The 23,484-nt window shown below is 62.9% G+C and carries 18 protein-coding genes and 1 riboswitch; of the genes, 7 read left to right on the top strand and 11 right to left on the bottom strand.

The genetic code is table 11. The features are described 5' to 3' along the window. The first annotated feature begins 59 nt into the window (after nt 1-59). Nucleotides 60-806 carry an RsiV family protein gene (locus tag ACP7E3_RS26445; protein ID WP_046384917.1) on the top strand — a complete coding sequence of 249 codons (747 nt, stop codon included), beginning with the start codon at nt 60-62 and terminating at the stop codon, nt 804-806. Here the strand turns inward: ACP7E3_RS26445 and cytX are convergent. Then, nucleotides 775-2,064, bottom strand: a complete 1,290-nt coding sequence (cytX, locus tag ACP7E3_RS26440; protein ID WP_426124880.1) for a putative hydroxymethylpyrimidine transporter CytX — start codon at nt 2,062-2,064, stop codon at nt 775-777. The two genes, ACP7E3_RS26445 and cytX, sit on opposite strands and share 32 nt — an antisense overlap. A 144-nt stretch (nt 2,065-2,208) precedes the next feature. After that, entirely contained in the window at nt 2,209-4,098 is a 1,890-nt protein-coding gene (gene thiC / locus ACP7E3_RS26435; protein WP_046384919.1) for a phosphomethylpyrimidine synthase ThiC, read from the bottom strand. Between the two features lie 148 nt (nt 4,099-4,246). Continuing rightward, nucleotides 4,247-4,352: riboswitch (TPP riboswitch) on the bottom strand. 195 nt (nt 4,353-4,547) lie between these two features. On the opposite strand from thiC, the gene ACP7E3_RS26430 reads away from it, so the two are divergent. Then, complete coding sequence (locus ACP7E3_RS26430; protein ID WP_057003665.1) at nt 4,548-5,987, top strand: TolC family outer membrane protein; 1,440 nt, start codon at nt 4,548-4,550, stop codon at nt 5,985-5,987. Nucleotides 5,988-6,049: 62 nt separating this feature from the next. Here the strand turns inward: ACP7E3_RS26430 and waaA are convergent, their stop codons facing one another. Both waaA and ACP7E3_RS26420 read right to left on the bottom strand, forming a co-directional pair. Continuing rightward, complete coding sequence (gene waaA, locus ACP7E3_RS26425; RefSeq protein ID WP_261754556.1) at nt 6,050-7,327, bottom strand: lipid IV(A) 3-deoxy-D-manno-octulosonic acid transferase; 1,278 nt, start codon at nt 7,325-7,327, stop codon at nt 6,050-6,052. Between the two features lie 23 nt (nt 7,328-7,350). Then, nucleotides 7,351-8,241 carry a LysR family transcriptional regulator gene (locus ACP7E3_RS26420; RefSeq protein ID WP_017849785.1) on the bottom strand — a complete coding sequence of 297 codons (891 nt, stop codon included), beginning with the start codon at nt 8,239-8,241 and terminating at the stop codon, nt 7,351-7,353. A gap of 103 nt (nt 8,242-8,344) precedes the next feature. Here ACP7E3_RS26420 and ACP7E3_RS26415 point away from each other — a divergent pair, with 103 nt between their 5' ends. The 4 genes from ACP7E3_RS26415 (at nt 8,345) to ACP7E3_RS26400 (ending at nt 11,757) form a co-directional block, all read left to right on the top strand. After that, nucleotides 8,345-8,680 carry a DMT family transporter gene (locus ACP7E3_RS26415; RefSeq protein WP_026140385.1) on the top strand — a complete coding sequence of 112 codons (336 nt, stop codon included), beginning with the start codon at nt 8,345-8,347 and terminating at the stop codon, nt 8,678-8,680. Between the two features lie 86 nt (nt 8,681-8,766). Further along, nucleotides 8,767-9,942: an NAD(P)/FAD-dependent oxidoreductase gene (locus tag ACP7E3_RS26410; protein WP_177029545.1), complete on the top strand. Its 1,176-nt coding sequence runs from the start codon at nt 8,767-8,769 to the stop codon at nt 9,940-9,942. Further along, entirely contained in the window at nt 9,939-10,751 is an 813-nt protein-coding gene (locus ACP7E3_RS26405; RefSeq protein ID WP_017849788.1) for an aldo/keto reductase, read from the top strand. The genes ACP7E3_RS26410 and ACP7E3_RS26405 overlap by 4 nt, the downstream gene beginning before the upstream one ends. Nucleotides 10,752-10,791: 40 nt before the next feature. Continuing rightward, on the top strand, nt 10,792-11,757 hold the full coding sequence (locus ACP7E3_RS26400) for a hypothetical protein (protein WP_017849789.1): 966 nt from the start codon (nt 10,792-10,794) through the stop codon (nt 11,755-11,757). Nucleotides 11,758-11,790: 33 nt separating this feature from the next. Here ACP7E3_RS26400 and hldE read toward each other — a convergent pair whose 3' ends face one another. Further along, the gene (hldE, locus tag ACP7E3_RS26395) at nt 11,791-13,215 is read right to left on the bottom strand and encodes a bifunctional D-glycero-beta-D-manno-heptose-7-phosphate kinase/D-glycero-beta-D-manno-heptose 1-phosphate adenylyltransferase HldE (protein WP_026140386.1); all 1,425 of its coding nucleotides are present in this window, start codon (nt 13,213-13,215) and stop codon (nt 11,791-11,793) included. A 127-nt stretch (nt 13,216-13,342) separates the two neighbouring features. After that, on the bottom strand, nt 13,343-15,148 hold the full coding sequence (gene msbA / locus ACP7E3_RS26390) for a lipid A export permease/ATP-binding protein MsbA (RefSeq protein ID WP_046384924.1): 1,806 nt from the start codon (nt 15,146-15,148) through the stop codon (nt 13,343-13,345). Nucleotides 15,149-15,307: 159 nt separating this feature from the next. On the opposite strand from msbA, the gene ACP7E3_RS26385 reads away from it, so the two are divergent. Further along, complete coding sequence (locus ACP7E3_RS26385) at nt 15,308-17,170, top strand: O-antigen ligase family protein (protein ID WP_426124875.1); 1,863 nt, start codon at nt 15,308-15,310, stop codon at nt 17,168-17,170. A gap of 54 nt (nt 17,171-17,224) precedes the next feature. On the opposite strand, the gene ACP7E3_RS26380 is transcribed toward ACP7E3_RS26385, so the two are convergent. The 5 genes from ACP7E3_RS26380 to ACP7E3_RS26360 all read right to left on the bottom strand — a co-directional run bounded on the left by ACP7E3_RS26380 (nt 17,225) and on the right by ACP7E3_RS26360 (nt 23,396). Then, on the bottom strand, nt 17,225-18,106 hold the full coding sequence (locus ACP7E3_RS26380) for a glycosyltransferase (protein WP_017849793.1): 882 nt from the start codon (nt 18,104-18,106) through the stop codon (nt 17,225-17,227). Next, nucleotides 18,103-19,251 carry a glycosyltransferase family 4 protein gene (locus ACP7E3_RS26375; RefSeq protein ID WP_017849794.1) on the bottom strand — a complete coding sequence of 383 codons (1,149 nt, stop codon included), beginning with the start codon at nt 19,249-19,251 and terminating at the stop codon, nt 18,103-18,105. Before ACP7E3_RS26375 ends, ACP7E3_RS26380 begins: the two co-directional genes overlap by 4 nt. Before the next feature lie 87 nt (nt 19,252-19,338). Further along, a complete protein-coding gene (locus ACP7E3_RS26370) occupies nt 19,339-20,745 on the bottom strand; it encodes a PIG-L deacetylase family protein (protein WP_079442709.1) in 1,407 nt (468 codons plus the stop codon). Further along, the gene (locus ACP7E3_RS26365) at nt 20,742-21,638 is read right to left on the bottom strand and encodes an antimicrobial resistance protein Mig-14 (RefSeq protein ID WP_126588435.1); all 897 of its coding nucleotides are present in this window, start codon (nt 21,636-21,638) and stop codon (nt 20,742-20,744) included. The genes ACP7E3_RS26370 and ACP7E3_RS26365 overlap by 4 nt, the downstream gene beginning before the upstream one ends. Further along, the gene (locus tag ACP7E3_RS26360) at nt 21,639-23,396 is read right to left on the bottom strand and encodes a carbamoyltransferase family protein (RefSeq protein WP_017849797.1); all 1,758 of its coding nucleotides are present in this window, start codon (nt 23,394-23,396) and stop codon (nt 21,639-21,641) included. Nucleotides 23,397-23,484: the final 88 nt, after the last annotated feature.

Genomic DNA, 23,484 nt, shown 5'->3' with positions numbered 1-23,484 from the left:
GCCATGCCGGTAGTCGAAGCTCCACGAATTTCGCTCTTATCGACGGACGAAGACCCTACATGTCACTTTTAAAAATCGCCTCCGTGGCGTGTATCGCCTTGACGCTCGGCGCCTGCCAGAGCCTGTTCCAACCGAACTACAGCACCCCGCTGGAAGCCACCCGCGACGCCAGCGAGCAAAGCAAGCCGGACTGCGCCAACGCCGATTGCCCGCTGGTGAATATCGACACCGTGCATTTTGCCAAGGAGCCCAAGCTCGACGCACTGATCGAACAACGCCTGCTGGAAATGACCCGCACCCGGTCGAGCGACCCGTTGCCGTCGAGCCTGGCGACGTATCGCGAGCAGTTCCTGAGCACCGCCGCGCCACGCAACAGCATGTACTTGCAGGCCAAGGTACGCGAGCAGCATGACGGCTTAGTGATCATCGAACTGTCCAGCTACCTGGACCAGGGCGCCACCCACGGCGAACCGGGCCGCGCCTTCATCAACTATTCGCGCCCGCAGCAAAAAGCCCTGTCGCTGAGCGACATGCTGCTGCCCGGCAAGGAAGAAGCATTCTGGAAGGCCGCCCAGGTGGCGCACAACAGCTGGCTGATCAGCACCCGCCTGAGCCTGGAGCCGGAGTTCGTCAAGCGCTACCCGTTCCAGAAAACCCCGAACGTGGCGCTGACCTCCGCCAGCGTGACCCTCAAGTACCCCACCACCACGATCGCTCCGTATGCCCTGGGCCACATCGAGTTGCAGATTCCTTACTCGCGCCTGGAAGGCATCATCAAGCCTGAGCTGGTGCCCGCGCGCCGCTGAAGACGCGCCCGAGGATGAACTGCAACAGCCCTGCCAGCGCCAGTGCCGGCAGGGTCGCGCCGATATCCGGATACAGGTTGGCCAGCAAGTGGTAGGTGCCGATGCCGCCCAGCCAGGCCAGCAGCGCCGTCCAGCGTAGCGTGGCAAGCGCGCCCTGGCCGCGGCGGCGCAGGATGAAATGATCGACCAGCACCACGCCAAACAGCGGCGCGAATACCGAACCGATCAACAGCAGAAAGTTCTGGTACTGCGCCAACGGAGCAAAGCAGGCGATCAACGTGCAGAGCACACCGATGGCCAAGGCCAGGTGCTCGACCTTCAGGCGCAACAGAATCCCGCTGGAGACGGCCGCCGAGTGAATATCGGCAAAGGCGTTTTCCGACTCATCCAACAGGATCAGCAACAACGGAATCCCCAGCCCCGCGCCGGCCAGCGCCAGCAACAGCGCGTTGACTTCACCGCTCGGCGCAAACGCCAGGGTGTAGGCCACGCCCAGGCTCATCAGCCAGAAATTGCCGATAAAAAAGCCCAGCGCCGTGCCGCCGAACACGCTTTTCGCACGTTTGCCGAAGCGCGAATAATCGGCGATCAGCGGCAGCCACGACAGCGGCATGGCGATGGCGATATCAAACCCCACCGCGAAGGGCATCGAACCGTCACCGGCCTGGGCCCATAGCGTGGCGAGATCGGCTTTGGCGAACAGGTTCCTGGTCAGCCACAGGCAGGCCGCGAGCAGCAGCCAGATGCCCCATTTACGCAGGATCTGGCGCACGAACGTCAGCGGGCCACTGACCGCCAGCAAGGTCGCCAGGCCACCGAAAAATAGGGTCCACAGCATCGGGCTGGCCAACAGGCTGGCGTCGCTGAAGGCCCGCGCGCCCAACAGGCTGGCGGCATCGCGCATGACGATGATTTCAAACGCGCCCCAACCGATCAGTTGCAGCAGGTTCAACAATGCCGGCAGGCTCGCGCCTTTGGCGCCGAGGCTGAGCTTGAGCGCGGCCATGGCGGACAGCCCGGTGTCGCTGCCGATCACGCCGACAGCGGCGAGCAGCAGCACGCCGACCAGGGTGCCGAGGAAAATCGCCAGCAACCCACCGGCCAGGCCCAGGCCGGGCGCGAGCAGCGCGCCGGTTTGCAGGACCATCAGGCCGATGCCGAGGGAGAACCACAGGGAAAACAGATCGCGGGTGCCGAACACGCGTTTGTCAGCAGACACCGCGATATCGGGGGAATAGGTGCTGGGTTGAATGCTCAAGGATGGAATCTCTGAGGGGCATTTGTTGTTTGAAAGATTGTTATCGGGGGCAAGCCCCCTCCCACACTTGAATGTGTTCACAATTCAAAATGTGGGAGGGGGCTTGCCCCCGATAAGGCCCTTGAAAGCGCCTACAACCTCGGATCAGACCTTCTTGTAGAGCTGGCTGCCTTCCTGCTTGAACCGCTCAGCCTGCTCGGCCAAGCCCTTGGCCACCTCCACATCCACCGCATCGATGCGCTGGTTGGCCGCGTACTCACGCACTTCCTGGGTGATTTTCATCGAGCAGAACTTCGGCCCGCACATCGAGCAGAAATGCGCGACCTTGGCCGAGTCCTTCGGCAGGGTTTCGTCGTGATACGAACGCGCGGTGTCCGGGTCGAGGCCGAGGTTGAACTGGTCTTCCCAACGGAACTCGAAGCGTGCCTTGCTCAGTGCGTTATCGCGGATCTGCGCGCCCGGATGACCTTTCGCGAGATCGGCTGCATGGGCGGCGATCTTGTAAGTGATGATCCCGGTCTTCACGTCATCCTTGTTCGGCAGGCCCAGGTGTTCCTTGGGTGTGACGTAGCAGAGCATGGCGCAACCGAACCAACCGATCATCGCCGCACCGATGCCGGAGGTGATGTGGTCGTAGCCCGGCGCGATGTCGGTGGTCAGCGGGCCGAGGGTGTAGAACGGCGCCTCGTCGCAGCATTCGAGCTGCTTGTCCATGTTCTCCTTGATCAGTTGCATCGGCACATGGCCGGGGCCTTCGATCATGGTTTGCACGTCGTGCTTCCAGGCGATCTTGGTCAGCTCGCCGAGGGTTTCCAGCTCGCCGAATTGCGCGGCATCGTTGGCGTCGGCGATCGAACCCGGGCGCAGACCGTCGCCTAAGGAGAAGCTGACGTCATAGGCCTTCATGATTTCGCAGATTTCGTCGAAATGCGTGTAGGTGAAGTTCTCTTTGTGGTGCGCCAGGCACCACTTGGCCATGATCGAGCCGCCGCGGGAGACGATGCCGGTAACGCGCTTGGCGGTCAGCGGCACGTAGCGCAGCAGCACGCCGGCGTGGATGGTGAAGTAGTCGACGCCCTGCTCGGCCTGTTCGATCAGGGTGTCGCGGAACAGCTCCCAGGTCAGGTCTTCAGCGGCGCCGCCGACTTTCTCCAGGGCCTGGTAGATCGGCACTGTGCCGATCGGCACCGGCGAGTTGCGGATGATCCACTCGCGGGTTTCGTGGATGTGCTTGCCGGTGGACAGGTCCATCACCGTGTCCGAGCCCCAGCGAATGCCCCAGGTCAGTTTCGCCACTTCTTCTTCGATGGACGAGCCCAGGGCGCTGTTGCCGATGTTGCCGTTGATCTTCACCAGGAAGTTACGGCCGATGATCATCGGTTCCAGTTCGGTGTGGTTGATGTTGGCCGGGATGATCGCGCGGCCGCGGGCGATTTCTTCGCGCACGAATTCCGGGGTGATGATCTTCGGCACGCTGGCGCCGAAGCTGTAGCCGGCGTGTTGCTGGTCGAGCAGGCCGCTGGCGCGGGCTTCTTCGAGCTTCATGTTTTCGCGGATGGCGACGTATTCCATCTCGGCGGTGATGATGCCTTTGCGCGCATAGTGCATCTGCGTGACGTTGGCACCGGCCTTGGCGCGGCGCGGGTTCTTCACATGGGCGAAGCGCAGCGCAGTCAGTTCGGCATCGGTCAGGCGTTGCTGGCCGAAGTGCGAGCTCAGGCCCGACAGGCGTTCGGTGTCGCCACGCGACTCGATCCACGGCGAGCGCACATCGCCCAGGCCCTTGCGCACATCGATGATGACGTTGGGGTCGGTGTAGGGGCCGGAGGTGTCGTAGACCACCACGGGGGCGTTGATCTCACCACCGAAATCGGTGGGGGTGACGTCGAGGCTGATTTCACGCATCGGCACGCGGATGTCCGGACGGGTGCCTTGCACGTAGATTTTCTGCGAGCGGGTAAACGGTTGCACGGAGCCGGAGTCGACCTTGGCCGATTCACTCAAATGCACGGTATTTTTTGGTTTTGTACTCATCACGGGCTCTCCAACTATCCAGGCGGTGGATTTTTGTCGGAGCGAACCTGTGGCGGATGGACGCACTGGAAGCAGTGCTGTGCTGGGTACTCGAGGGTTGTTCGAAGGTCGAACAACATCCCGGACAAAGCACAAGAGGACTCGCCGGGTGACGAGAAATCTTGTTCCCTACGCAGGCGTTAACCTGATCAGGTTCAACGGGATCCGGTATTTACCGATCTCAGCCTTCCAACAAGGCACCCCGACAAGAACCCGGCCAGTCTAGACAGGGTGAGGGCAAATTGCCAATAACGGAGCATTCAGCGTGATGAATGGCGCAATTGCAGGATTGTTGCGCCGTGTAACCACCACTACACTCGGTGACTGCCCCGACGCTTGACGCCAGGAATGGCCAACCGTAGCCTTGGGCGTTAAATTATCATCGTAATATTAAAACTAGGGATCAATTCATGCTGCGCAAACTCTCACTGGCTCTCGCCGTGTCTTGTGCGACCAACGGAATGGTCTGGGCAGCTGAAGCGCCCTTGTCCGCCCGAACCGACCTGGTCAGCGTCTACCAGGAAGCGGTGGACAACAACGCCGACCTGGCCGCCGCCCGCGCCCAGTACGGTGCGCAGAAAGAAGTGGTGCCCCAGGCCCGCGCCGGTTTGCTGCCCAACCTGTCGGCCGGTGCCGATATCAACAATTCGCGCACCCAGATCGACACCCCGGCCGCCACCGCCAACCGCGACGCGCATTCCTGGCGTGCGACCTTGAGCCAGCCGCTGTTCCGCGCCGACCGCTGGTTCCAGCTGCAAGCCGCCGAAGCCGTCAACGAACAGGCTGCGCTGCAACTTTCGGCCACCGAACAGAACCTGATCCTGCAAAGCGCCGAGAACTACTTCGCCGTGCTGCGCGCCCAGGACAACCTGGCCTCCACCAAGGCCGAAGAAAACGCCTTCAAGCGCCAACTGGACCAGTCCAACGAACGCTTCGACGTGGGCCTGTCGGACAAGACCGACGTGCTGCAATCCCAGGCCAGCTACGACACCGCGCGGGCCAACCGGATCGTCGCGCAGCGCCAGGTGGACGACGCCTTCGAAGCACTGATCGCGCTGACCAACCGTCAATACAATTCGATCCAGGGCATTGTGCATACACTGCCGGTGCTGCCGCCGCTGCCGAACGACGCCAAGGCCTGGGTCGAAACCGCCGGCCGCCAGAACCTGAACCTGCTCGCCAGCAACTACGCCGTCACCGCCGCCGAGGAAACCCTCAAGCAGCGCAAGGCCGGGCATGCGCCGACCCTGGACGCCGTGGCGCAGTATGAAAAGGGCGATAACGACGCGCTCGGCTTCAGCAACCCGAATGCCTTCGGCACGCCTTATGGCGGCGATGTCTCGCAACGCACCATTGGCCTGCGCCTGAATATCCCGCTGTACAGCGGTGGCCTGACCAGCTCGCAAGTGCGCGAATCGTACTCGCGCCTGGGCCAGACCGAGCAGCAACGCGAAGGCCTGCGCCGCCAGGTGGTGGAAAACACGCGCAACCTGCACCGCGCGGTCAACACCGACGTGGAGCAGGTGCAGGCACGCCGCCAGTCGATCATCTCCAACCAGAGCGCGGTGGAAGCCACGGAAATCGGTTATCAGGTGGGTACGCGCAATATCGTCGACGTGCTCGACGCCCAGCGCCAGCTCTATGCGTCGGTGCGCAACTACAACAACAGCCGCTACGACTACATCCTCGACAACCTGCGCTTGAAGCAGGCAGCCGGCACGTTGAACCCTGGGGACCTGCAAGACCTGACGCGCTATCTCAAGGCCGACTACAACCCGGACCGCGACTTCCTGCCGCCGGACCTGGCCAAGGCCGCCGCCGAGCAGCTCAAGGCCCGCCCGGGTTATTGATCGCACCACAGAACCAATGTGAGAAGGGGCTTGCTCCCTTCCACATTTGGATCGGTATTGCGTCAGTGAGTTATCAGGCGATCAAGGCCATCCAACAGTCGCTTCAAAGCGCCCTGGTTGGCCTGCATCACCTTAAGCCCCGCCTGCGCCATCCGCTGGGCATCCTGCGGTAGCTCGAACAGCTGCCGCACGGCCTCGGCCAAACCTTCGGCATCATCCACCTCACGCAACGCCCCGGCGTCGCGCAGCATTGCGCTGATTTCGAGGAAGTTGAACCGGTGCGGCCCCATGATCACTGGCTTGCCCAACGCCGCCGGTTCCAGCGGGTTGTGCCCGCCGGTCGCGACCAGGCTGCCACCCACCAACGCGCTGTCGGCCAAGGCATACAAAAACAGCAACTCGCCCATGGTGTCGCCGAGCAACACGGCGGTGTGCGCGGTGACCGGCTCGCCGCTGGAGCGACGCACCGTGGCGAACCCTTGTCGCTCGCACAGCTCAAACATCGGGCCGAAGCGTTCCTGATGGCGCGGCACCAGAATCAGCAGCGCATTGGGATAGCTGGCGAGCAGTTGGCGATGGGCCGCCAGCACCACCTCATCTTCGCCTTCGTGGGTACTCGCCGCGATCCACACCGGGCGCTCGCCGGCGCCCCACTGTTCGCGCAACGCGGCCGCGCGCGCCAGCAGTTGCGGGTCGATGGTCAGGTCGAACTTGATCGAGCCGGTCACTTGCACCGTGTCCGCACGCGCACCCAGGCTGCGGAAACGCTCGGCCTCAGTCTCGGTCTGCACGGCGATCAGACTCATTTCTGCCAGCATCGGCGCCGTCAGTCTGGCAAAACGTGCGTAGCCCTTGGCCGAACGCGCCGACAAGCGTGCATTGGCCAGCGCCACCGGAATCCCGCGCTGGGCGCAGGCGTGGATGTGGTTGGGCCACAGCTCGGTCTCCATGATCACGGCCAGTTTGGGCTGGACACGGTCGAGAAAACGCTTGGCCGCGCAGGGCAAGTCATAGGGCAAGTAGCAATGCTGGACGCGCGGCTCATCGGCGAACAATGCCTGGATACGCTCGGAGCCGGTGGGCGTCATGCAGGTGACCGTCATCGGCAACTGCGGATAACGCTCCAGCAGGCCACGGATCATCGGCGCGGCGGCGATGCTTTCGCCCACCGACACCGCATGCACCCAGATCCCGCCCGGTTGCATCCGCGGCAAGCCGTAGGAAAAGCGCTCGCCCACGCGCTTGGCGTAGGCCGGCGCCTTGCGCGCACGCAGCCATAGACGTAAAGCCACCAACGGCAGCGCCAGGTAAAACAGACAGCTGTAGAGAGTTCTATTCATGGCGGCGGAGTTTATCGGCTTTTTCAATCGATCGCCTGCAAGCACTCGGCAAAACGCTCGGCGAGAAAGCGCGCGGCAGGGCCCAGGGGTTCATCGCGGCGCCACACCAGCTCGACCACAAGCGCCGGCGGGGTCCATTCGCTGTCGAGTTCGACCATTTGGTTCTGGTACGCGGGGTATTGCACCACATGCCGGGGCAACCAGGCCCAACCCAGGCCACGGATAAGCCATTCGGCCAGCACGTAGAAGCTGTCGGCGCGCCACACCTGCGGGCTGGCGGCCTCGCTGCCGGGGTAGACGCTGGTCTGGGTCGACATCAGCAACTGGCGATACTGCGCCAACCCCTGGCAGTCCACGGTTTGCTGCGCCGCCAGCGGATGGCGACGCCCGCACACCGTGACCATTTCCACACTGCCGACGACCCGCCGCTCCAACGCTTCGGGGATTTGATCGTGATAGAACAACATGCCCAGGTCGGCCCTGCGCTCCACCAGTTTGCGTGCGACATCGCCCTGGGCAGCGCTGGAAAGCTGCACCTCGAGGTTGGGAAACTGGCCGGCCAAGGCGTCGAGACTGTCGAGGACCGGCTGGTACAGCATCGCTTCATCCTGGGCCAGGCGCAGGCAGGCTTCTTCGCCGCGCACCAACGACAGTGCGCGGCCATTGAGGCGTTCGCACTGGCGCAGCACTTCCCGAGCCTCTTCGAGCAGCACCGTGCCGGCTTCGGTCAAGCGCGGCTGGCGGCCGCTGCTTCGTTCGAACAGGCTGACGCCCAGGTCCGCTTCCAGCAAGGCGATCCCGTTGCTGACCGCCGACTGAGCCTTGCGCTGCTGGCGCGCCACCGCCGAAAAAGAACGCTGCTCGGCGACGCTGACGAACAGGCGCATCTGTTCCAGGTTCCACTGCACATTCATGGCACAACCCATCTTTAATTCGGATAGGTAATGACTTTACCCCATCTGACGAGCCTCTAGAATGCCGACCTTATCCAGCGCGCTACACACCGAGGACCGCACCATGACCCCTGCCTACTACTACCTGGCCATCGCCATCTGCTCGGAAGTCATCGCCACCGTTTCCATGAAAGCCATCAAAGGCTGGAGCACACCGATCCCACTGCTGCTGGTGATCGTCGGCTACGGCGTGGCGTTCTGGATGCTGACCCTGGTGGTGCGTACAGTGCCGGTCGGCGTGGCGTATGCCGTGTGGGCTGGGATGGGCATCGTGATGGTCAGCGTCGCGGCGCTGTTCATCTATGGGCAGAAGCTCGATCTGCCGGCAATGCTGGGGATGGGCTTGATTGTGTTGGGCGTGGTGGTGATTCAACTGTTCTCGAAAACGGCGGGGCACTGACCTCACGCGTCAATATTGATCCCGCGCAAAGATCCATTCGTTGAGTCTGTATACTTGGCACCTTGATTTGAACACTGAGGTTGCCCATGCCATCCGTTATTTCCACCGACGTTCTGATTGTCGGCGCCGGAGTTGCCGGCCTCTGGCTGAATGCGCGCCTGCGCCGCCAGGGGTTTTCCACGGTGGTGGTGGAAAACGCCACCCTGGGAGGCGGGCAAAGCGTGAAGTCCCAAGGCATCATTCACGGCGGTGCGAAATACGCGCTGCACGGTGCGCTCACCGGCGCCTCCGAAGCGATTGCCGATATGCCGCGGCGCTGGCGTGAGGCCCTGGCCGGTCACGGCGAACTGGACCTGACCGGCGTGCGCCTGCTCTCCGAAGCCCATTACCTGTGGTCCCCTGGCACGCTCGCCGGCAACCTCACCAGCTTCTTCGCCAGCAAGGCCGTGCGCGGCCGCGTCGATCAGGTCAAGGGCGACGCCCTGCCGCCAGCCCTGCAGGACCGCCGCTTCAAGGGCAAGGTCTATCGCCTGTCGGAATTGGTGGTCGACGTGCCGAGCCTGATCGGACGCCTGGCGCAGTTGGCCGGCGATGGTTTGCTCGCCGGACAACACATCGAACCGCTGCGCGAAAACGACGCACTGGTCGGTCTGAAAGTCGACGGCCGCGAGATCCGCGCCCAGCGCATCGTCTTGAGCGCCGGCGGCGGCACTGCCGATCTGCTCGCCGCCCTGGGCCTGAGCGAGCCGGCCATGCAAAAGCGTGCGCTGCACATGATCATCGCCAAAGGCCCAGGCCTGAAACCGCTGTACGCCCACTGCCTGGGCGGCGGCACCAAACCGCGCCTCACCGTGACCACGCACCCGGCCGCCGATGGCAACTGGGTGTGGTACATCGGCGGCGACATCGCCGAGGCCGACGGCGTAGCACGCACGCCACAGGAGCAGATCGCCACCGCGCAGCACGAGTTGGCGCTTCTGCTGCCGTGGATCGACATGAGCCACACCGAATGGGCCACCCTGCGCGTCGAACGTGCCGAGCCGCTGCAATCGGGCCTGACTCGCCCCGACAACGCCTTCCTCGCCGAACAGGGCCGCCTGCTCGTGGGCTGGCCGACCAAGCTGGCCCTGGCACCGGACTTCGCCGACCGGGTGCTCCACGCCCTCGAACGCGATGGCATCCAACCCGGCCCCGCCACCCCGCTGCCCGAGCTGCCCAAACCCGCCATCGGCCAACCGGCCTGGGAGCAACTGTTGCCATGAGCCTGCCCACCCTGCACGACCTGCACCGCCCGCTGGGCAGTACCGGCCTGCTGGTGTCGCCGCTGGGCCTGGGCACCGTCAAGCTCGGTCGCGACCAAGGGGTGAAATACCCCAGCGGCTTCCAGATTCCCGATGACGACGAAGCGCGCCTGCTGCTGCGCCAGGCCCGTCAGTTGGGCATCAACCTGATCGATACCGCGCCGGCCTATGGCCGCAGCGAAGAACGCCTGGGGCCGCTGTTGCGGGGCCAGCGCAACGAGTGGGTGATTGTCAGCAAGGTCGGCGAAGAATTCGACAACGGCGTGTCCCGTCACGACTTCAGCGCGGCCCATACCCGGATGTCGATCGAACGCAGCCTGAAACGACTGGAAACCGACTTTATCGACCTGGTGCTGGTGCATTCCGACGGCAACGACCTGCACATTCTCAACGACTGCGAGGTGTACCAGACCCTCGCAGACTTGAAACGAGAAGGCAAAATCCGCGGTTTCGGCTTCTCCGGAAAAACCGTCGAAGGCGGCGTGAAGGCTCTGGAACAGGGCGATTGCGCAATGGTCACCTACAATCTGAACGAACAGGCCGAGAAAGCCGTCATTGATTATGCGGCCGCCCATGGCAAAGGCATCCTGGTGAAAAAAGCCCTCGCCAGCGGCCACGTCTGCCTGGAACCGGGAATGGACCCCATACGTGCCAGTTTCATGTTGTTGTTTGCGCAAACGGGTGTCGCCAGTGCTATTGTCGGGACCATTAATCCGCTGCACCTGGCTCACAACGTGGCGACCGCTGCCCAGGTCATTCGTCAACTCTGATGCCGCCGACGCGGCCGCCCCGACGTAAGAAGGAGCCGACATGTCGCGAACGCTCATAAGAAAAAACCCCAGCAACTTCAAGACTCTGCCACTGCATGTCGAAGCCACCCCCGAAGGCCTGAGCTACCAGAGCGTCGGCATGCCGCTCAACTTTGCCCAGACCCTGCAACGGCGCAAGCCGGTAGAAGTGACAGACCCGGAGCGTTTCGCCCTCGAGCTGGCCAACCTCGGCGTGTCGGTGCGTTTGACCCTGCATTGGCAAAACAAGGATTACTGGGTGCTGGTGCGCCAACGCCGCCAGGACCGTGGCGACGTGGTGCTCAAGCTGATTTCCGGCTACGTCCCCGCCCATGAGCTGAACCTGCCGCTGCACACCGCCATCCAGGAAATCGCCGAAGAGTGCCTGCTGGAGACGCCCGAAGGCTGGCTCAGCGGGCGCTTCAACGACACCTGGCTGCCGGCGCCCTACTCCGCCGCGCTGCACTACCGCGAAGCCTTGCCGTTTCGCTTGAGCCCCTTGTCCGGCGCGGCCCGCCCGGTGCGATGCGCGACCACGCAACTGATCGAGCGCCCACGGGCCTACGTCCACTTGCCTACGGCCTCGCTGCAATTGATTTATGACTTGCGCCTGGAGGTGCCCAAGGAAGCCAAATCCTTGAGCCTGTTCCATGTGGATGAGCGACTCGAAGGCGATCAACTGGTCGCGCGCCTGGACCGCCAGCGCCCGGACCTGTACCTGATGCCCTTGAAGGACGGGCAGCCGCTCGCCGAACTGTATACGGTCAAGAAAGATCAGCTGTACCCGGCGAGCACGCGGGGTTTGTACCTGGCGGAGAGCTTCGCCCAGCAGGACGGCTGGGTGGTGCGCGACGAGCGGATTCGTTGGAAGGATTGGCTCAGGCAGCAAGGCCTGGCCGTCCCGGAGAAAGAGTCGAAGCTCAAGCGCCTGACCGGCAAGGCCCGGCAGATGTTGCGCAAGATCGTGCCAAAGAAGGCCAGACCGTAGGAGCGAGCAGGCCCGCGCCTACGGCCGCAAGCCTTATTCGTGATTGCGGATTTTTTCCACGATCGCGGTCGTCGAGCTGTTCTCAACCAACCCCAGCACTTTGACCTTGCCGCCGTAGGCGCTGACGATGTCGGCGCCGACCACCTGGTCGACGGAATAGTCGCCGCCCTTGACCAGCACATCGGGCTTGACCTGGGCCAGCAGGTTTTCCGGGGTGGCTTCGGGGAAGCTGATCACCCAGTCCACCGCACCCAGGCCGGCCAGGACCGCCATGCGTCGGTCGACACTGTTGATCGGGCGGCCCGGACCTTTCAGGCGGCTGACCGACGCATCGTCATTGACCGCGACGATCAGGCGATCGCCTTGGGCGCGCGCCTGTTCCAGGTACGTCACATGACCGGCATGCAGGATGTCGAAACAGCCATTGGTGAACACAATGCTTTCGTTGTGGGCGCGCGCGTCGTCAATCGCCAGCAGCAATTGCTCGAGACTCAACACCCCACGCTCGGAGCCTTCGGAACGCTGGATCGCACGGCGCAGTTCGGGCGCGCTGATCGCGGCGGTGCCGAGCTTGCCGACCACGATGCCCGCTGCCAGGTTGGCCAGGGCCACGGCGTGGGGCAATTCCTCGCCGGCCGCGATGGAGGCGGCCAGGGTGGAAATCACGGTGTCGCCGGCGCCGGTGACGTCGAACACTTCACGCGCACGCGCTGGCAGGTGCATCGCCGCATAGCCCGGGCGCAGCAAGGTCATGCCGTGCTCGCCACGGGTCACCAGCAAGGCGCCCAGGTCCAGTTCGGCCATCAGCGTCGCGCCCTTGCTCACCAATTCGTGCTCATCGGCGCAACCGCCGACGATGGCTTCGAACTCGCTGAGGTTCGGCGTGATCAGGCTGGCGCCGCGATAAATCGAGAAGTCCTTGCCCTTGGGATCGGCCAGCACCGGAATATTGCGGGCCTTGGCGGCCTGGATCAGCATCTGGTGGTTCTTCAGCGCGCCTTTGCCGTAGTCGGACAACACCAGCACCTTGATGCCTTCGAGCAACTCATCGACCTGCGCGCTGAGGGCCAGGGCGTCGGTGGCGAAGGGTTCTTCGAAATCGATGCGCAGCAATTGCTGGTGACGGCTCATGACCCGCAGCTTGACGATGGTCGGCTGATGGGCGATGCGCTGGAACAGCGCGCGCACGCCGGCACCGCGCAGGCTGTTGGCCAGGCTGTCGGCGGCTTCGTCGTCGCCGGTCACGCCCACCAGGGAGGCAGGGGCGCCGAGGGCGGCAATATTGAGGGCAACGTTGGCAGCGCCGCCTGGACGGTCTTCGATTTGCTCGACCTTGACTACCGGTACCGGCGCCTCAGGGGAAATCCGTGAGGTTCCGCCATGCCAGTAACGGTCGAGCATGACATCGCCGACCACCAAGACAGGGGCTTGATCGAATCGCGGCATGGACAACTTCATGGAGCAACCCACATACAAAATGAACAGGGGCGCGATATTAGCACAGGGTTACAGAAGGCTTGTGGGGGTGTGACAGAAGATGTTGCAGGAACGTTGGTGAGGCGGATTGCCCGCCCCACCAAGGGTATCAGGTGATATCCGCCGACACCGGGGCATCCAGGCCCATGGCATGCAGGCGGGCGTAGTAGCCGTTCTGTGCAAGCAATTGACCGTGGGTGCCGCGCTCGACAATACGCCCGTCGTCCATCACCAGGATCAGGTCGGCCTTCTCGATGGTGGACAGGCGGTGCGCGATCACCAGGGTCGTGCGGCCTTGCATGACCTTGTCCAGCGCCGCCTGAATGTGGCGCTCGGACTCAGTGTCGAGGGCCGAGGTGGCCTCGTCGAGAATCAGCAGCGGCGCATTCTTGAGCAGGGCGCGGGCAATTGCCAGGCGCTGGCGTTGACCGCCGGACAGCAGCACGCCGTTTTCGCCGACCTGGGTGTCGAAGCCTTTAGGCAACTGGTCAATGAAGTCCTTGGCGTTGGCATCCATCGCGGCGGCTTCGACGTCGGCCCGTGGTGCGCCGGCCAGGTCGCCGTAGGCGATGTTGTTGGTCACCGTGTCGCTGAACAGGGTCACGTGCTGGGTCACCTGGGCGATGTGCTTGCGCAGGTTGAGCAGTTTGTAGTCTTCGATCTCGACGCCATCGAGCAGGATTTCACCGCTTGCATGGTGGTAGAAGCGCGGGATCAGGCTGGCCAGAGTCGACTTGCCGCTGCCCGAGCGCCCCACCAGGGCGATCATCTGCCCAGGCTCGGCGGTAAAGCTGATGTCCTTGAGCACAGGGCGTTCGGTGCCGGGATAGGTGAAGTTGAGGTGACGCACCTCCAGATGGCCGCTGACCTTGTCGCGCTCGATCGTGCCGTTGTCGACTTCAGCCTCTTCGTCCAGCTGTTCGAAAATGCTCTCGGCGCCCGCCACACCCTTCTGGATGGTCGAACTGACTTCCGACAACTGGCGGATCGGCTTAGGCAGCAGACCGGCCAAAGTGATGTAGGCCACCATGTCGCCCGCCGATGCGTCGCCGCGCAGGTAAAGCACCAGGAACATCAGCACGGCCATGGCGGTGTAGATCACCAGTTGCAGCGCCGGGGTGTAGATCGCCCCGGTGCGGGTCATGCGCAGTTGCTTGTTGGTGTTGCTCTGGCTGGCCTTGAGGAAGCGTTTTTCCTCGTAGATCTCGCCGCCGAAGCTGCGCACGACGCGGTAACCCTGGATGGTCTCAGACGCCACGTGGGTCACGTCGCCCATGGCCACCTGGATCTTCTTGCTCTGTTTGCGGAATTTCTTGCTGGCCGTGCTGACCATCACCGCAATCAACGGCAGGATGGCGATCATCACCAGCGTCAGACGCCAGTTCATGAACAGCAGCGAAGCGAACAGGAAGATCACGGTCATGCCTTCGCGAATCACCACCTTGATCGCATCGGTCGCCGCCCCCGTGACCATGGTCACGTTGAAGGTGATGCGGGAAATCAGGTGCCCGGAGTTGTGATTGTCGAAGTAGCGGTTGGGCAGTGTCAGCAGGTTGTTGAACAGTTGCACCCGCAGGTCGTGGACCAGGCCCAGGGAAACCTTGGCCAGCAGGTAGTTACCGAGGAACGAACCCAGGCCCTGCCAGGCGGCGATCAGGATGATCAGCAGCGGCACGGCCTGCAGCAACTGCAGGTCGCGCAGGAACGGCACGCTGGGGAACAACACGGCTTGCGGGTTCGAAAGGCCGTCGACAAAGTACTTGAGGATGTACCCCAGCATCGGCTGGGTCGACGCGAAAATCAGAAATCCGACAATACTCAGCGCGAACAAACCCGCATAGGGCCTGACGTAACTGAGCAGGCGGAAGTATATTTTCAAGCTCGAAGGGCTTGCGCTCGGACTGGAGTCGGTCATATCACGCGGCGTTTTAAAAAAGGAGGCTGACTTTAGCACAGCTTCTCTGTTGTACTTGCACCCCACATGACCCGCGGGCCGGCGAAATCCAACCGGCGACATTATATAGCCACTACTTTAAGATGGTCGGCTTTCTATTTCTGAAATGGCTTTTACCGTATGCAGTGCAAGCGTCTTACCTATGGCTCAAATCGCGTCTTCGACTTCCTGGTCCTATGGATTTTGCCCATTGGCTTGTTGCTTCTGCTGAGTTCGCTGTTCTTCGTCACCAATCGCAACGTGCTGCACAGGTTCTACTACGTCCTGTTCAGCGCGCCGACCTTGTTGCTGTTGTGCCTGCGCCCCAGGGAATTCATGGAGTTGCTGCGTGAGCCGCTGGCCATCGCATTCCTGGTCTTCTCCGCCTGGGCCCTGACCAGCCTGTTCTGGAGCCCAGAGTTTCATCCCGACACCGACCTGTTCAAGCGACCGCTGCACACGTTCATGTTGTTTGCCGGCTGCGGGCTCTTGCTGCATTACCGCAACGACCTGTTCAAGCCCGTGTTCTTCAGTGCGGCAGTGATCGCACTGGTGGCGACCCTGTGTGACCTGGTGGCCTTCGCCAAGGGGTTTGAGCCGGGCCTTGAAATACGCATGATCGGCGGCCGCGGCGCCCTCGACAACCCGCTGCTCAGTTCCCACGTGTTCGGTTTTTTCAGCGTCTACTGGTTGTATGTCTGCATGACCAGCCAGCGCTTTCAGGTGCTGTGGTTCAGCGTACCGGCCCTGGCAATCATGACCCTCGCGGTGCTGGCCACCGGTTCCCGCACGCCGCTGGTGGCACTGACCCTGGCCATCCTGTGGATGAGTTTTGTCAGCCGCAACCGCCGCTCGGCCTTGATGATTGCGGGCTTGCTCCTGAGCGCCGCGGCGCTCTTGCTGTTCTACCCTGAACTGATCACCAACCGCGGTAGCTCGTTCCGCCTCGAATTGTGGAGCATGTCGCTGCAGCGCATCGCCGAACACCCGTGGATCGGCCACAGCTACGACTCCGAGCTGTACCTGACCCTGGCCGACGGCTTGGAACTGCGCGAACCCCATAGCTTTGCCCTGGGCGTGCTGTATTACGTCGGCATCATCGGCTTTATCCCGTGGATCTTCATGCTCGGCTGGGGCCTGTACAAAAGCCTCAAAGAACGGGCGCAACCGCTGTTCATCCTTGCGTCCTCCCTGCTGGCCTACGGCATCGGCGCCGGCCTGACTGAGGGCGGCGGCATCCTGTCGCGGCCCAAGGAACACTGGTTCCTGCTGTGGATTCCTTTGGCGATCATCGCCGGCCTGAGCATCGCCCAGCGCCGTCACAGCCTGCTGCGCATGCCGGTGCAAACCCTCAAGGCCGAGGCCTTCGATCAACTGTGCCACAACGCCCATGTGATTGAAGCCGACGGCCTGGGCCCGAAAGTCCTGCGCCTGGAAGACGGCAGTTTCCTCAAGGTTTTCCGCGCACGCCGCTGGTACACCTCGGGCAGCTTCAACCCTTACTCGGAACGGTTTGCCAGCAACGCCGAACAATTACGCAGCCTGGGCATTCCCACCCCGCAGATCCTCGGCGTGTACAGCCTGCGCGACGCCAGCAGTGCCGTCACCTACTCGCCACTGCCCGGCCTGACCCTGCGCCAGGCCCTGCAAAGCCTGGACAGTAGCCTGCGCGAATCGCTGATCGAGCGCTTCGGTCGATTCATGGCCCAATTGTATGAGCGTGGTGTGTACTTCCGCTCGCTGCACCTGGGCAACGTGCTGCTGATGGATGACGGCGAGTTCGCGCTGATCGATATCGCCGACCTGCGCATCTTCCCGTCGGCCCTGCGCAATGCCTTGCGCCAACGCAACCTGCGCCATATGCAACGTTACCCGCAGGACCGTAACTGGCTGTTCGAAACGCACTTCGAGCAACTGGCCAAGGGTTACGCCAGCATCGCCAGCCCAAAAGCCACGGCAAAAATCCGCGAGCAGGTCCAGGGCCTGGCTAGCCCGGCCGCCTGATAAAAAAGGCGACTATCACTGCTGATAGTCGCCTTTTTCACTGCCACCGCCGCCTCAGCTTCTGAGGGGCGCCAGGTACAACCGCACCAGCCCGCGCAGGGTCTTGCGCCCCCAGAACTTCAACGGGATCTGCTTGAGGATCTCCCGCGCCAACGGCCGGTCACGGTCTGCGGTCTTGAGGAACATCGAGTTGAGGAAGTTGTAGCGCACCGCGTCATACGACGGGTGTTCGCTGAACAATCCATAAGTCTTGAGGATGTTCTGAATCATGTAGCGATGGTTCTTGTACGTGTTGGTGGCGTGCTGGCGATAGCGCGCCATGACCATGTTCAACACGTCGATGGTGTAGCCGGCGTGGGTGATCTTCAATTCGATCAGCAAGTCTTCCAGCGGAATCAGCGGATCGAAGCCCCCCACCTGCTCCAGCGCTTCGCGGCGGATCAACAGGGTCGGTGCTGGTGGGAACGGCTTACGGTCCAGGAACAGGTCATCGAAGTCCAGGCTGCGAAACGGCAGGTCCCGGTGCTGCTTCTTGTCGGGATAGGGCTGGCCATCGCCATCGATCAACTCGATGTTGCCCGCGCAGATGCCGACCTTGGGCTTGCCTTCCATATAGGCGACCTGGGCCGCAATGCGCTCGGGCAACATGATGTCGTCGGAACCGAACGGCGCGATCAGCGTGCCTTTGGCCCGGGCGATCGCGCCGTTGAGCGTATTGGTCAGCCCCTGGTTCTGCTGGACCTGGAAATCAAAGCCGTGCTCGGCCTGCAAGCGCCGGATGCGCTCGACGCTGTCGTCCTTGGAGCCATCGTCGACCACCAACAGTTCGATGTTCGCGTAGGTCTGCCCCAGCACGCTGAGGATGCTCTGCTCGATGTACGGGCCATGGTTGTAGGACGCGATGATCACCGAGACCAGGGGTTGTGGCTGATTCATGCTCTACCTACTTCACGCAAACCGGTTTCAATCAGGGTCAGGTACTTGTGCTTGAACTCGTCCAGGGTGTGGTTGGCTACCAGGTAACGGAACACCTCCTCCCCTTTGGCACGCAATTGCTCATCGCTCAGTGCCAGGTAGGTATCCAGCGCCGCGGCCAGTTGCTCGACGTTGCCCGGATCGTGAGACAGCCCGCCCGCGCCCTGCACCAGCGGCAGCATCGCCGGGCCGTTGGAGGCGATCACCGGCAAATGCCCGCTCATGCCTTCCAGCAGCGCCAGGCCCAGGCCTTCGAACAGCGACGGCATGGTCCAGATATCGAAACCGCGCACGTACTTCATGCCGTCTTCACGGAACCCCAACAGGTGCGCGCGACCGGTCAGGCCGAGGCGCTCGATGTCGGCACGCAGGTCGGCTTCGGCGCGGCCGGAACCGATGATCCCCACCTGTGCCTGCGGGTATTTGTCCTTGAGCGTGGCAAACGCCTGCAGCAGATGCGTGTGGCCCTTGATCGGCACCAGGCGGCCCAGGGCGCCGATCATCCGCGCGTCCAGCGGCAGGCCCAGGGCCTTGCGTGCTTCATCGCGCGGCAACTGCAAGGCTTCTGCCTGCGGGATGTCGATGGCGTTGGTGACATAGGTGGTGTTTTCACGGGTGAACCCGCAATTGAGCGCCACCAGGTACTCCTGCACCGCCTCCGACACGCCGACGAAGCGCCACGCCGGGCTCACCCAGCGCTGGGTCTGACGCCGGCGGTAGCCACGGGCGTACTCGCCGAAACCATGGGAGATACCGATGCACAGCGGGATCTTCAACCAGCGGTTGAGGGACAGCATCATGTTCACCGACTTGAAGCGGTTGCAGATGACCACATCGAACTTCTGCTCGCGGCAATACTTGTAGATCTGCCACATGGCGCCAAAGCGGATGCCCTTGAGGGACTTCTCCGGCAGTTCGAAATAGTGGGAGTGCTCGGCCACGCTCAGCGGCTGGCCCGGTAACGGGCGGCCACTGAGATACCCCGATGTCACCTCGAAGCGTTCAACCGGCAACGATTTGACGATCTGCTCACCCAGGTCGGCAAAGTCATTGGTCTTGACGTTGTAGTCCGGCTGTAACTGCAAAACCTTGAAACGAGGCTTCATAACTCTCCATGCAGCGATCTGGCTGCGGGCGCGCAGCCCGGCAAAAAATGGTGCGGCAAACGGATGCGGTCTGCCGTAAATAAGGTCTCAGTCCTGTTTCAGGACCCACAGCAATTCATGCCGACGCACAGCCTTGCGGAAGAATTCGTTCTCTCCGTATGGCGATGGGCTACGCCCGGCCAGCACCTGTTGCAACCAGCGACGCACACGGCGCTTGAACGGCGCGCGCGGTTGCAGGTCGTGCATCATGCCCAGGGCCATGGCCTTGTCCTGCTGCTGACTCAAGGCGAGCGTGAAACTGCAGGGGACCAGTTCGTCCGCGGTGTCGAAACGCGGCGGCAGGGCCACGCCGGCGCCCGAGTCGCCCATGGGCCAGCGGTCGTTATCATGCAAGTGATTGGCGTAGCCGAGCAATGTGTCGGGCTGCCACGCCAGGCCTTCCAGGGCTTCCAGTATCGCCGCGTGAGCGCAGATATGGTCGGCGTGCGGGTCGAGCAACGGCGTCGGCAGCACGATCACCTGCGGTCGCGCCTTGAGCAGCAGCGCGCGCAGGTCGGCGATCAGGTTGTGCCAGGTCGGCGCGCCGTCCACGTCGCCGGGCAGCGCAAAGGCATTGAACTGACGAAACAGCCGCGTATCGCTCAATTGCGCCTCGCGGGAGGCTTGAGCCTGGTCCGGCGCGGCCTGCATGGCCGCCAACTGCATGCAGAAGTAGCCCAATTGCACGCACTGCGCTTCGGGAACGCCGGCCCAGCGCGGCACGGCAATGCTGTCCCAGGCCCGCAGGCGCCCTTTGAGTTGCGCCGCTTGCGCCTTGGGCAGGCCCATCTGTTGATAATGCTCGGCTTCGATTTCACCGGCGGTCAACGTGACGATCCAACTTTCGGCCGCCTGGCTGTACAGGCTGAAGGCCGCCAGTTCGGCGTCGTCGGCATGGGGCGCAATCACCATCACACGTTGCTGGCGATAATCCGGCTGACGGAAACGCCACAGCGTCGGCTGGCCGTTGATCCGGCAAAAACGCCCGCGCACCCGCAGTTTGCCGGCGGCCAATGCGTCGGCGGCGCCGGTCAGGTTGAGGTAACGGCGCCCGCCGACGCCACGCTCGAACACTTGCCGGTCCGGCGTTTGCAGGCCCAGCAGTTCCACCGCCGGGTCGATGAAACGCCCGAGCCACGAGCTGCGCAGCTCGATGCCGACGATCAGGGTGTCGTCCGCCGCCAGCGGCGCGTCCAGCAGCAGCCGCCCCGCGTCCAGGCGCAGGCCTGGCACTTCACTGCCGTGAGGGAATGCGTAGGCATAATCCTCGTTGGGCGAATAGAACAGATGATCGGCAAACCAGGCTTCATGGGCCGCCCACAGCACCACCGCCAGAATCAACGGCAGCCACCAGGCCACGAGCACACCGGCCGCGATCAGCACCAGCAAGCCAATCAGCAGCGCGATGCGCTTGGTGCGCCGATGACGCTTGAGCAGTTGCTGCTTGCGGCTCATAGGCTGAACACCGGCACCGGGTTGCACCAGCGCTCCTTGTATTCACGGTCGGCGCGCCCGAAGGAAAAGCGCAGCGGTTTATCCACGGCCCGCGCCTGTTCCCAGGCGCTTTGCGTATTGAGGAAACTCAACACGCTGCCGGGGCTGAATTCACGAGTCTGGGGGTCGACACCGCCGTTGACGTATTCGATGCTGACCCACTCGGGCGCCTCGACGCGATACACCAGTTGCACGGCAATCGGCGCATCGTTGAGAAACAGTACCGAGCCCACCAGGAACTCCTTGAGCAAGCCCAGCACCTGCGCCAGATGCTCGGCGCCGGTGGCCGGGAAGCCCCAGCGGCGCTGGAACAGGTCGCAGTAGATCGCCGCCAGCTCGCCGCTGGAAAACTCACTCACCGCCCGCACCACGCCGCCGGCTTCTTCGAGCAACCGCAATTCGCGGCGCTGGTTGTAGCGAAACTTCTTCGACAGGTCTTCCGGGGTGCGCGCCATGGCCAACTGCTCGGCCTGGGGCTTGAGGGTGCTGACGCGCCCCTCGTTCAACGCCGACAGGTAGCGCCCACGGTGGCGTACCGGCAACTGCGCGTCGGCGGCGATCGGCAGGATGATTTCGGCATTGCCCAGATCGAACACGCCTTTCTTGCCGCGCCGCTTGAGCACGTCCTTGGACAAGGCCAGGTCGCGCCCCCAAGTGGCAATCGCGCCCTTGAGTTCGCCGTCCTGCTCCCAGCCCAGGTAGCGCACCGGAATCTGCGCCAGGTCCGCCAACCGTTCGACGATCAGCGGATGCGTCGCCACGCTGCCGCCAAACCGCTGCCAGGCCTGGGCGTAGACCTCGGCCTCGACAGGTACCCAGCCGCGTTCACGCCAACCCTGGAAGCGATTCAGCATTTAAACCACAGCGTCATAAGGGTCCACGCCGTCCTTGACCACCAGGATGTCTTCCATGATCAGGTACTGCAGGTCGGAACCGAAGAACATGTTCAGCGCATCGGTCGGCGAGCAGATCATCGCTTCGCCACGACGGTTGAGCGAAGTGTTCAGGGACACGCCGTTGCCGGTCAGCACTTCGAGTTCTTTCATCATGTCGTAGTAGCGCGGGTTGTATTCGCGCTTGAGCACCTGGGCGCGGGACGTGCCGTCCTCATGGACCACTTCCGGCACGCGGGTTTTCCACTCTTCCGACACTTCAAAGGTGAAGGTCATGAACGGCGCCGGGTGATCGACCTTGATCATCAGCGGGGCCACGGTGTCGAGCATCGACGGGCAGAAAGGCCTCCAGCGCTCGCGGAACTTGATCTGATGGTTGATACGGTCCGCCACGCCGGTAGCGCTCGGGCAGCCAATGATCGAACGACCGCCCAAGGCACGCGGGCCAAACTCCATGCGCCCCTGGAACCAGGCCACCGGGTTGCCGTCGACCATGATCTTGGCGATGCGTTTAGGCATGCTGTCGATCTTGCGCCAGTCCGGCTTGCTCGGGTGCTTGGCGCAAGCGGCGATCACGTCTTCGTTGCTGTAGGACGGGCCGAGGTAGACGTGTTCCATCTTCTCCACCGGCACACCACGGGCGTTGGACACGTAAGCGGCGGCGCCCACGGCGGTGCCGGCATCGCCGGACGCCGGTTGCACGAACAGCTCTTTCACGTCGTCACGGGCAATGATCTTCTGGTTCAGCTTGACGTTCAGCGCACAGCCGCCGGCGAAGGCCAGCTTGCCGGTTTCCTTGAGGATGTCGCCCAGGTAGTAGTCGATCATCTGCAGGGACAGCTTCTCGAACAGCGCCTGCATGCTGGCCGCGTAGTGGATGTACGGCTCGTCGGCGATGTCGCCTTCGCGCTTGGGCCCCAGCCACTCGATCAGTTTGGGCGAGAAGTAGAAACCCTTGCCCTTCTCTTTATAACGACGCAGGCCGATGACGTTGGCGTAGTCGGTGTTGATCACCAGCTCGCCGTTTTCAAAGGAGGCCAGGCGCGAGAAATCGTACTTGCTGGCATCGCCATAAGGCGCCATGCCCATGACCTTGAACTCGCCGTCGAGCATCTCGAAACCGAGAAACTCGGTGACCGCGCCGTACAGGCCGCCGAGGGAGTCCGGATCGTAGAATTCCTTGATCTTGTGGATCTTGCCGTTTTCGCCGTAGCCGAAGAACGTGGTGGCGTACTCACCCTTGCCGTCGATCCCCAGGATCGCGGTTTTCTCCTTGAAGCCGGAGCAGTGGTAGGCACTGGAGGCGTGGGCCAAGTGGTGTTCAACCGGCTCGATCTTGATTTTCTTCGGATCGAAGCCCAGCTGTTCCAGGCACCAGACGATCTTGTTGCGGTAGCGCTTGTAGCGCCGGTTGCCCATCAGGATCGCATCGAGAGCGCGGTCCGGGGCGTACCAGTAACGCTTGGCATAGTGCCAGCGCGCTTCGCCGAACAGGCTGATCGGGGCGAACGGGATCGCGACCACATCAACGTCGGAGGGCTTGATGCCGGCCTGTTCCAGGCAGAATTTCGCCGATTCGTAGGGCATGCGGTGCTTTGCATGCTTGTCGCGCACGAAGCGTTCTTCTTCGGCGGCCGCGATCAGCTTGCCGTCGATATACAGGGCTGCGGAAGGATCATGGCTAAGGGCGCCGGACAGGCCAAGAATCGTCAATGCCACAGGGGTCTAGCCTCTTTTAGTCTGCATGCAGGCGCGTTACGCCTGAAAAAAGTGTGCCTCTCGCCTGGGCGAGAAACAGCTAAAGGGC

The organism is Pseudomonas sp. PSPC2-3, from assembly GCF_049898265.1.
Classification (GTDB): Bacteria; Pseudomonadota; Gammaproteobacteria; order Pseudomonadales; family Pseudomonadaceae; genus Aquipseudomonas; species Aquipseudomonas veronii.
This window is presented reverse-complemented; position numbering and strand designations above follow the sequence as displayed.